The 10930-nt window shown below is 37.9% G+C and carries 6 protein-coding genes and 2 pseudogenes; 3 read left to right on the forward strand and 5 right to left on the reverse strand.

What is annotated here, in order from left to right; genetic code table 11:
* Window positions 1–251 precede the first annotated feature (251 nt).
* Window positions 252–958 (reverse strand): annotated as a pseudogene (locus tag FTT72_RS15370) (IS1 family transposase).
* Window positions 959–1048: 90 nt separating this feature from the next.
* Complete coding sequence (locus FTT72_RS15375; RefSeq protein WP_002002480.1) at window positions 1049–1891, reverse strand: carbapenem-hydrolyzing class D beta-lactamase OXA-58; 843 nt, start codon at window positions 1889–1891, stop codon at window positions 1049–1051.
* An 80-nt stretch (window positions 1892–1971) separates the two neighbouring features.
* Here FTT72_RS15375 and FTT72_RS15380 point away from each other — a divergent pair.
* From FTT72_RS15380 to adeS, 3 genes and pseudogenes are all read left to right on the forward strand, one after another.
* A pseudogene (locus tag FTT72_RS15380) lies at window positions 1972–2340 on the forward strand (IS1-like element ISAba3 family transposase); the annotation flags it as partial.
* A gap of 269 nt (window positions 2341–2609) precedes the next feature.
* Complete coding sequence (gene adeR, locus FTT72_RS15385) at window positions 2610–3338, forward strand: efflux system response regulator transcription factor AdeR (protein WP_032073130.1); 729 nt, start codon at window positions 2610–2612, stop codon at window positions 3336–3338.
* Entirely contained in the window at window positions 3328–4434 is a 1107-nt protein-coding gene (gene adeS / locus FTT72_RS15390; protein ID WP_032073131.1) for a two-component sensor histidine kinase AdeS, read from the forward strand. Before adeR ends, adeS begins: the two co-directional genes overlap by 11 nt.
* Window positions 4435–4537: 103 nt before the next feature.
* Here the strand turns inward: adeS and FTT72_RS15395 are convergent, their stop codons facing one another.
* The 3 genes from FTT72_RS15395 to FTT72_RS15405 all read right to left on the reverse strand — a co-directional run bounded on the left by FTT72_RS15395 (window position 4538) and on the right by FTT72_RS15405 (window position 10430).
* The gene (locus tag FTT72_RS15395; protein WP_032073148.1) at window positions 4538–6052 is read right to left on the reverse strand and encodes an MFS transporter; all 1515 of its coding nucleotides are present in this window, start codon (window positions 6050–6052) and stop codon (window positions 4538–4540) included.
* Between the two features lie 113 nt (window positions 6053–6165).
* A complete protein-coding gene (locus FTT72_RS15400; protein WP_373686936.1) occupies window positions 6166–9270 on the reverse strand; it encodes a multidrug efflux RND transporter permease subunit in 3105 nt (1034 codons plus the stop codon).
* Window positions 9267–10430, reverse strand: coding sequence for an efflux RND transporter periplasmic adaptor subunit (locus tag FTT72_RS15405; RefSeq protein WP_180178650.1), 1164 nt, complete (start codon window positions 10428–10430; stop codon window positions 9267–9269). The genes FTT72_RS15400 and FTT72_RS15405 overlap by 4 nt, the downstream gene beginning before the upstream one ends.
* Window positions 10431–10930 lie beyond the last annotated feature (500 nt).

The raw sequence follows: 10930 nt of genomic DNA on the forward strand, positions 1-10930 counted from the left end.
TCGCAAGAGATGCGATGGATGTCTGATGATTTGTAGTCATAAATTTAAGTCCCCACTTGTTTCTAAGTGGGGACTAAATTAAGGCTTATAGGATGAATTCAGAAGGTGTGTTCAGCGGACGCTTACTGAAGAAATTCTAAAATTAACATAATACACCTTATACAAAATGCCCTTGTAAGCCCTTAATCAAGGGCATTTTTAGTCTCTACTTAACATAAAATTTTGGTGGTGCTTCAAAAAGTATGCTGCCTTTAAATGAAGCCATTATTGATGTAAAAGAAAAGAAGGCTAAATCAAAAGCTTTAAAATGGTTTTCAAGCTTTTTTGAAAAATTACAGCTTCTTCTGAAGCTACGCCTAATTCTATGCCTTATTTTGCAATTATTGCCTTCAATACCTACAGTAAAAAATTTACCAATACTTTGCTTACCATTTTTAAAAGCAGTGATGAAACTGTCCCAATGATCACTTGCAATTCGGGTGTAGTGAATATCTAATTGTTTAAGCTTTGTCTTCAATTGTTAGACTGTAGCTAAATCTCGTTTACCCCAAACATAAGCAACAATTTCACCTGTTTCTCGATGATAGGCGTAAATAAGCCATTGTTTATTCTTTTTATTTCCAACAAAATTCCAGAACTCATCTACTTCGAGAGATTCATAATGACTTTGCTGAGGCTGAATTTCATAGGTTGATTCAGTTAAAGTACGTAAAACTTTACCGATACTGATGCGCTCAACTTCAGCAATATCTCGTATACCGCTGCCTCTGACCATCAACTGTAATATTTTACGAGTAATACCTGACTTACATCCTAGATAGCTCAGTGCATGATCACCAATAAACTGACGTTTACAGTCTTTGCACTGATAGTTTTGTTTCCCATCTACTTTGATACCATTTTTCTTTATACTATCACTGAGGCAGGTTGGACATTTGATTGCTAGAGTTATTTGCATTTCTCTATTTTATCAAAATCCAATCGGCTTTTTCTTCAGCATACTTTTTGAAACACTACCAAAAATAGATTAACCTCAAACTTCTAATTCTTATAAATAATGAAAAACACCCAACTTATCTAGCACATCTAAAGACAATTGTTTACGTAGAGCAATATCATCACCAGCTTTCATTTGCATATTTAAAGCAAATGCCACCACTTGCCCATCTGCCTTTTCAACAAAACCCACATACCAACCCACTTGCGGGTCTACAGCCATTCCCCAGCCACTTTTAGCATATAGACGATTCTCCCCTCTGCGCTCTACATACAACATCTCTTTCACTTGTTGCTGAACTTCAGGTTTAAAAGGCAATTGCCCTTGGGCTAAATCATACACAAACTTTACTTCTTGTATAGGTGTAATTGTCAAAGGCCCTTTCAACCAAAATTGATCAACTTCCGTGCCTATTTGCATATTGCCATAACCAATACGTTGCAATTCACTTTGCATTAAGCTTGGACCAATACGACGTGCCAATTCTTGATATACAGGCACTGTAGATGCTTGCATGGCTTCGCCCAAAGTAAAATCTTTGTCCCATGCTTTAAAAAAACGTGGCTTTCCATCCCACTTAAATATTTCTGTAGATGTTGCTTTATGATTTTCTAAACCAATTAGTGCATTGGCAATTTTAAATGTAGATGCAGGAATATAAGCTGTTTTTGCTCGGTCTAAATGCGTGCCATATTTTTTAATATTTTGACCATCATATGTGACAAACACAGCATCAGCTGAGATTTCATTAAAAAGCGCTTGAACATTCTGATCGATGATTGAGTTATTCACTTGTGGAATTGTACTTGTTTTTGCTCGACTCATACTATGCTCAGCACAAGCCCCAATACTTATGCTTAAGCAAACTAAACTCAATATTTTTAATAATTTCATGATATACAACTTTAAAATTTGGTAGTGTTTCAAAAAGTATGCTGAAGAAAAAGCCGATTGGATTTTGATAAAATAGAGAAATGCAAATAACTCTAGCAATCAAATGTCCAACCTGCCTCAGTGATAGTATAAAGAAAAATGGTATCAAAGTAGATGGGAAACAAAACTATCAGTGCAAAGACTGTAAACGTCAGTTTATTGGTGATCATGCACTGAGCTATCTAGGATGTAAGTCAGGTATTACTCGTAAAATATTACAGTTGATGGTCAGAGGCAGCGGTATACGAGATATTGCTGAAGTTGAGCGCATCAGTATCGGTAAAGTTTTACGTACTTTAACTGAATCAACCTATGAAATTCAGCCTCAGCAAAGTCATTATGAATCTCTCGAAGTAGATGAGTTCTGGAATTTTGTTGGAAATAAAAAGAATAAACAATGGCTTATTTTTGTTCAAAAGTCATATTTTACCTCGGAGAAACCGGACATTTTTATTGGTGAGAATATAGACACTTTAAATGGGTTCTAACACTCTCGTTTCGTATAACAGCCATTATGTTAAATGAATGATAATTGACATTTTGTTCATTAATACTGATATGCAACGAATTTTATTATATGTCACCCCTCAATTACAAATATAAATGACTGCTCGTCTAATCATCTCCATTACACAATTAAATGTTAAAATGCATAGCTACTTCATCTAAGATAAAATATATGTATCCAAATCTACAGCACAGCTTCGAAAACAGCGTCATTCTCGTTGTAGAAGATGATTATGATATTGGTGACATTCTTGAAAAATACATAAAAAATGAAAACATGCAGGTCATCCGTGCATTGGATGGACAACAAGCTTTAGAGTGCCTAAAAGCCAACTCTATCGACCTGATTCTCCTTGATATTAAATTACCCAAACTAAATGGCTGGGAAATTCTACAAATCATCCGTCAAACAAGTCATTTACCTGTCATTATGCTGACTGCCTTAGATGATCAAGTGAATAAGATCATGGGGCTAAAAATGGGTGCTGATGACTTTATTATTAAGCCATTTAACCCAAACGAAGTGATTGCACGAATACAAGCCGTACTTAGACGAAGTACAAGCCAAAATATGGAAATAACTAATATTATTCGTTATAGAAATATTGAAATTAATCCAGATCATCATCAAGTTTACATTTCAAATGGTCAAAGAAATCAGTTGCTCAACCTTACGTTAACTGAGTATAAGATACTGTTTTTGATGGCAAAAACACCGAATAAAGTCTTTACACGTAATGAATTGATCCAAAACTGTATGCCTGAAAGTGATGCTTTAGATCGCACTGTAGATAGCCATATCAGCAAATTACGCAAAAAACTTGAAGAAAATGATGTAAATGGCTTATTAATCAATGTCCGTGGCGTGGGGTATCGCTTAGATCAAAATCATGAAATTTAACTTTTTTAAAAATTCTGTTGGAATTAACTTCCAGTTTATTATCATGATGAGCCTATTCAATTTAGGCATTACGCTGTTATCTTTCATGATTGGCTATTTTGTTTATAGCTGGGCGATAAAAATAGGTTTTCTAAATACACAAGTTATTAATTCAAATGAATTTTCAGTTACCTCCGTTGACTTTATCTGGCTGTTTTTAGTGCTATTAACAGGCTTTTTTCTTTCTACTATCCTCGCCTTTAAATATGGAAAACGCTATACACAGCCAATTAGTGATTTAGCAGATGTTATTCAACAAATTCAACAAGGCAATTTAGCACTCAGAATTAAACAGCCACATCATGATATTCCACATGAAATCAAGTCTCTTATTGAGAACTTCAATGAAATGGCAAACCAACTTGAAGTATCAGTTAAGAATTCAACTGTTTGGAATGCTGCAATTGCACATGAATTACGAACACCTGTGACAATATTACAAGGTCGCTTGCAAGGTATTGTCGATGGTATATTTATTGCCGATAAAGCTTTACACCTAAGCTTATTGAACCAAGTCGAAGGCTTATCTTACCTTGTGGAAGATTTACGGACACTGACACTTATTGAAAATAAACAATTACGATTAGAACTAGAAAAGACCAATTTAAAAAATAGTATTGAAAAATGTCTGCAGATGTTTAATGAACGGTTTCATGTTAAAGGTTTAACTATTGTTTTAAATTTGACGGATAAATTGGTTTGCGTTGATATAAGAAGGATGGAACAGGTCTTTATTGCATTGTTCTCTAACTTTCTAAGATATTCGAATGCTGGAAAAATAAATATTACATCTGTAACCACAGCAGAACATTGGGTATTGACGTTTGAAGATGAAGGTCCTGGTATTGATGAATCGCATCTTAAACACCTGTTCAAACCCTTCTATCGACTGGAAGACTCTAGATCATGTCTAGATGGCGGTACTGGATTAGGCTTGGCAGTGATTGATGCAATTATTGAAGCACACCAAGGTCATATTTATTATTCTAAATCCAAAAACTTAGGTGGCAGCTGTTTTACTATTCAACTAAATCGTAAGACATCAACTCATTTATAATGTGTTAAGTTCAGATTAATACGGCTTAATTTAAACCATAAATTTAAGATAAATTGATGTCTGAACTTAACCATTCTGTTTGATGATCCTCAAATAAATTTCATCACAATGAATTCTCATCTCGATATTTAGCTAGCATAAAAAATACCACAATGGAGAGTATCCCGATGATAATCCCTGCTGTTAATAATAAATTAACATGAGCTGAACTGAAGGCAATTTTACCTGCGTTTATCAATGCTGTACCTTGTTCAACGGGTAACTGGCTCGCCACTAAATAGGTATCACCAATCGAAAGTCTGGCTTTTTCTGCTAAAACAGCAGTTAAATCTGACGGCACTTGAAGATGACTGCCAAATATATAGGCCATGAAAACACCAAATAAAGTAATACCTAGTCCTGTACCCAGTTCATAACCTGTACTTTCAAGTGAACCTGCCGCACCGCCCTTTTCTGCAGGTACTGAGCCCATGATCGCAATGGATGAAGCTGTTAAACCAATACTCAGTGTTAATCCAATCGAAGCTAAAATAAAGGGAACGATGATTCCCGGATGATGAAAATCTGAATAACTCAAACTGACCAACGCAATTGCTGCCAATATTAATGACATGGTCGCAACCAGACGGAGTCCAAATTTATTGGATAAAAAACCAGCAATAGGCCCGCCAATAGCGGCCGCAACCATAATCGGAACCATAAAAAGACCGGCTTGCAGCGGTGTTAAACGAATGACATATTGCAGCTCCATTGCCAAAGTTAACTCAACCCCTGCCAAAGCGCCTGCAGCAACCATTGCCATAATAATGCCGGCTAAAATAGCAGGACGTGAAAATAGCGAAAGATCTAGCATCGGCTGAGGAGAATTCAGCTGTTTGCGTACAAATATGGTTAATAAGCCGATAGATAAAACGACCAAAGGCAAGACAATCAACAACGACTGTTTACCGCCTAAGCCTGCTTTTAGTGCATATACAAACGAAATCAAACCGACAATCAGCAATAGCGCTTGACCAAATGCCCAATGTCCAGGGGTTATAGCTTCTTTTCGGGACAATAAGAAATAGCACATTGGTGCGACAACCAGCATGATTGGGACGTTAATCAGGAAAACTGAACCCCACCAGAAATATTCTAACAATCCCCCACCAATGAGCGGTCCAATGGCGGCACCGGCTGATCCGATTGTGCCCCAAATACCCAGCGCAATGGCACGTTCGCGACTGTCTTCGAAGGTTCTGCGAATAATACCCAATACACAGGGCATAATCATGGCACCGCCTAATGCTAATAAAGCACGTGCGGCAATCAGCATAGAAGCCGTTTGGGAAAATGCCGCAAGGACTGAGGCAATTCCAAATATAACCAAGCCAATCAGCAGAATCTTACGATTGCCGACACGATCAGCCAAAGTTCCCATCGGAACTAAAAGTCCAGCCATAAGTAATGGATAAATATCAATAATCCATAAGACTTGGTTACTTGTGGCACTCAGCGATTGGGTTAATGAGGGAACCGCAACATGCAGTACAGTCATATCAATCACAATCGGCAGAAATGCAAGCACGACAGCGAGCAATATCCACCAGCGTTTCGGATCAAGATTGGTAGCTTTCATGATTAAACCTATATTGATGGTTTATTAAATCAATTCTGAAATAAAGATGTAAATGAAAGATTTGTTGTGGGCTAAACTCGTTAACCCACAGCTTTTATTCTCAGTTTTGATGCTTAATGTGCCGCTTTACGTTTCGAGAATTTCTCAACCATGCTCATGACGACAATAAAGAAAATCGGTACAAAAATAACAGCTAGAATTGTTGCGCTGATCATGCCGCCAAAGACGCCTGTACCAATCGCTTTTTGAGTTTCAGAACTAGCGCCACTGGCAATGACTAAAGGAATAACGCCACAGGTAAATGCCAAAGATGTCATTAGGATTGGACGTAAGCGCAATTTAGCGGCTGCAACGGTTGCCTCCACTAAACCCATTCCTTCTTCTCTTAGTGCTTTTGCAAACTCAACAATCAAAATAGCATTCTTTGCAGATAGACCAATAATCGTGATCATGCCGACCTTAAAGAAAATATCATTTGGCATACCACGTAACATTACTGCTAAAAAGGCGCCAATCAACCCTAGAGGGACAACTAGCATCACAGAGAATGGAATTGACCAGCTTTCATAAAGCGCTGCCAAGACAAGGAAAACGACTAACATCGACAACAGTAATAAAAACAAGGTTTGTGATTCCGACTGTTTTTCTTCTAGAGAAATCCCAGTCCACTCATAACCCACACCTTTCGGAAGTTGTTCAATCAAATTTTCCATCTCAGTCATGGCTTGTCCTGAAGATATACCTGCTGCTGGACTGCCAGAAATACTCAATGATGGACGACCGTTGTAACGATTGTATTGTTGTGGGGAATGTTGCCAAATTGGAGTAATTATTTCAGACATTGAAACCAATTTACCGCTTTGACTGTTCACCTTAATCTGAAGAATATCTTCAATACTCATGCGTGATTTGGCATCAAGTTGCACAATGACTTGCTGCATACGGTCATGATTTGGAAAATCATTGATATACATCGAACCCATTGAGGTTGAAATAATATCGGTCACATCACTGAAATTAACACCTAATGCCTGCAATTTATCTCTATCAATTTTAAGCTGTACAGAACTGCCATCTGGCAAACCTTCAGGATAGACCTCCGCCACGATTTTACTTTGTGCTGCTAATGCTAAAAGCTGATCTTGTGCTTCTCTTAAAGCAGGCATGCCAATATTGCCACGATCTAATAATCTCAGTGAAAAACCAGATGAGTTACCCAATTCATCAATTGCTGGTGGTAACACAGACATGGTTTGACCTTCTGAACTTTCAGCCATCGCTATATTGGCATTATTCACGACTTCTTGTGCCGTAATAGTACGCTCTTCGAATGGCAATAGATTGGTAAAATACATCGCTGTATTCTGACCAGATCCACTAAAACCAAAACCTAAGACCGCCATATTGTCTTTAATCCCCGTTTCTTGGTCTAAATAATTTTGAAACTCAGCAACGACTTTACGGGTACGTTCTTGAGTTGCATCCGCAGGAAGTTGAATCGAAGTCATAAACCACCCCTGATCTTCTTCTGGCATAAACGCAGTCGGAACGTGTTTAAAACTAAAAATCAGCACAATGACAATGCCTAAGAAACATAACATTGCGAGGGTTTTATGTTTAATTACTTTAAATAAACTGCGTTCATAGCGATTGTTCAGCTTCTCAAAACTGCGATCAAACGATGCAAAAACACCCTTTTTCTGATGGTCTTGATCAATCGGTTTTAACATCGTTGCACATAACGCAGGGGTTAATGTCAGTGCAAGGAAAGCTGAGAATAAAATTGAAACCGACATGGTAATGGTGAACTGACGATAGATAATCCCCACTGAGCCTGACGCCAATGCCATCGGCAAGAATACAGCGGCTAACACTAAGGTGATGCCAATAATCGGATTGGTAATTTCCTTCATGGCTTTAGATGTGGCTTCAACTGGAGATAAGCCTTCTGTCGCCATAATGCGTTCAACATTCTCAATGACCACAATCGCATCATCGACAATAATCCCGATCGCAAGCACCATACCGAACATGGTCAGCACATTAATCGAAAAACCAGCAAGCAGCATGACTGAGAATGTGCCAAGCAATGCAATCGGTGCAACAATCGCCGGAATTAAGGTGTATCGAACATTATGTAAGAAAATAAACATGACAATAAAAACTAAAGCCATAGCTTCAAGCAATGTCATGATTACTTTTTCAATCGAAACTTTTACAAAAGGTGCAGTGTCGTAAGGTATAGAGAATTTCATACCATCAGGCAATGCTAGACTTAATTGTTCAATTTTTGCTTTTACACCCTCTGCAGTCTTAACAGCATTGGCACCAGGACTCATTTGTATCGCCACAGCTGTAGAGGCTTTACCATTTTCTAAAATCGCAAAGTTATACATTTGCGCACCAATTTCGACACGAGCAACATCCGATAATCGAACAATGGCACCATTTTGTTGAGCACGTAAACTAATGTTCTTGAATTGCTCTACAGTTTCTAATTGACCTTGAGCAGTCAAAGGAATGGTGATTTGTTGCCCCTTCAACGCAGGAACATCACCAATACGACCCGGTGATATCGGCAAGTTTTGGTTTTGGATGGCTGTATTCACATCTTGAATACTCAATCCATAAGAGACCAAGCGGTCTGGATCGACCCAAATTCGCATGGCTTTCTCAGCACCAAAGTTTTGGACTTTACCAACACCTTCGACCCGTTTTAATTCTTCAATTACATAGCGAGTCATATAGTCACTGACATCAATTTCACTATATTTGCCATTTGGTGAACTCAACCCCACCATCATTAAAAAACCAGATGATGCAGCATCAACCATCAGCCCCTGTTGTCGAACTGTTTGGGGTAGGCGCGACTCAATGGCTTTAATTTTGTTTTGTACATCAACTTGTGCCAGTTCTACATCTGTGCCTGGTTTAAAGGTTGCGGTGATTGTTGCTGTTCCAGAACTATCCGAACTTGAACTGTAATACAGTAAGTTCTTGACACCTGACATTTCCCGCTCAATCAATGTCACAACACTATCATTCAGTGTCTTTGGGGTAGCACCTGGATAGATTGCAGTAATACTGATCTGTGGTGGCGCAACACTCGGAAATCTTGCAATAGGTAACTTGGGAATACTGAGTACACCTAACAAAATAATAAATAAAGCGATCACCCATGCAAAAACAGGACGCTTAATGAAAAATTGAGACATTATTTCTTGCCTCCACTTTCCTGAGTATTTGTAGGTTGCCACTGCTTAATTTTTAGTTTTTGCTCAGGCTGTATACGATCAGCGCCTTCAACAATAACTTTTTCGCCTGCTTGTAATCCTTGTGTTACTACATAGCTATTTTGATAACGTTGACCAAGCTGAATAGGCTTGCTTTGCGCTAAACCTTTTTGATTAACAATCGTAACATTGGCTTTACCATTAATATCATGTTGAATCGCTTGTTCAGGTACTAACAGCGCATTTTCAACTTGAGCTCGGCTCATATTGACTCGAACATACATGCCTGGCAAAAGTTTTTGATTTTGATTATTGACTAGAATACGAATCGTGACATCACCCGTATCAGGATCAACTTTAGTATCCGAAAATAGGATTTCACCTGTAACGTTATAAGGTTTACCCTGACTATTTAGGATTTCAACCGTATGTTTGGTATTTGACACGTCACCTTGCTGTAAAGCTTCCTGTAGTTTTTCATAATCACTAATTGATTGCTTTACATCAACATAGACTTTATTAATCTGTTGTATTACGGCCATTGCATTAGTATCACCTTGACCAACTAATGCACCCTCAGTCACTAAGATTTCACCAATCGTTCCCGAGATAGGGGCTGTAACAGTCGCATATTTAAGATTAAGTTGTTGTCTGCTTAACATGGCTTGCATTTGCGCCACATCGGCTTTTGCTTTTTGATAATCTGCTTCGGTATTGTTGTATTCCTGCTGACTAACCGCATTTACTTTTACTAATTCAGTGTAGCGTTTTAACAGCACCTGCAAACGTGTCACCTCAGCTTGTGCACGGTTTAAAGTGGCTTGATTGCTTTTTACATCTGCCTGAAATATTTCAGAATTCAATTTAAAAAGCGGTTGACCTGCTTGCACATAAGAGCCTTGCTTAAAAAGTACTTTATCAACAATTCCACCTACTTGCGGGCGAATTTCAGCAATACGGTAAGCGACAACACGGCCTGGAAGATTTTCAATTAAATTCATGGAATGCGGTAATACCGTGATGGTACTGACAACCGCTGGTGGCATTTCTGTTGGGGACTGTTCAGCATCTTTGGCTTGTGTACAGCCGATTAAAAGTACAGTTGTAATAAGTATTGAACCTATTAAATGATAATGTGTTGACATGCTTTTTCAGAGGGGGGGTTTTAGATACTACTATTTTGAAATAGCAGTGTTTATGAATTGCTGATGTTGTGTGGAGATTGTGTGGAGATTGTGTGGAGAGATTAAAAGATTTATTTTTTAATGACACGCTTAAACAGCGTGGCTTGTAAATTAGTATAAATAATTTTGTTGTTCTACAATTTTGATCGTATCTTAGTTTTTTCTCATAGTTCATGAACTTTAAAATTCTAAACCAAGACTAATATTTATATAAGCAATTGAAAATACAATACATAGTTTCTTTATACACTTATGAAGTGAACTTTAGGTGAACATAAGTTAAATAGAAATTTTTAATTAGTTCAGCACAAACGTACAATCTTTAAGGCCTATATGAACCGTACCGGGTTTGTCGGAGACTTTTTTATTTAAGTTAGGCCACCTGACCTAACGGGTTAATCTTATCATAGTACATTGCTTCAAACTCAAAAGGCGATACATAACCCAGTGCACTGTGTACA

Source organism: Acinetobacter sp. YH01005 (assembly GCF_013420465.1).
Lineage (GTDB): Bacteria > Pseudomonadota > Gammaproteobacteria > Pseudomonadales > Moraxellaceae > Acinetobacter > Acinetobacter amyesii.

Bases quoted from the DNA above. Each gene is read 5' to 3' on its own strand.
- adeR (WP_032073130.1), top strand. From the start codon at position 2,610: ATGTATCCAAATCTACAGCACAGCTTCGAAAACAGCGTCATTCTCGTT.
- FTT72_RS15395 (WP_032073148.1), bottom strand. From the start codon at position 6,052: ATGAAAGCTACCAATCTTGATCCGAAACGCTGGTGGATATTGCTCGCT.
- adeS (WP_032073131.1), top strand. From the start codon at position 3,328: ATGAAATTTAACTTTTTTAAAAATTCTGTTGGAATTAACTTCCAGTTT.
- FTT72_RS15405 (WP_180178650.1), bottom strand. From the start codon at position 10,430: ATGTCAACACATTATCATTTAATAGGTTCAATACTTATTACAACTGTA.
- FTT72_RS15375 (WP_002002480.1), bottom strand. From the start codon at position 1,891: ATGAAATTATTAAAAATATTGAGTTTAGTTTGCTTAAGCATAAGTATT.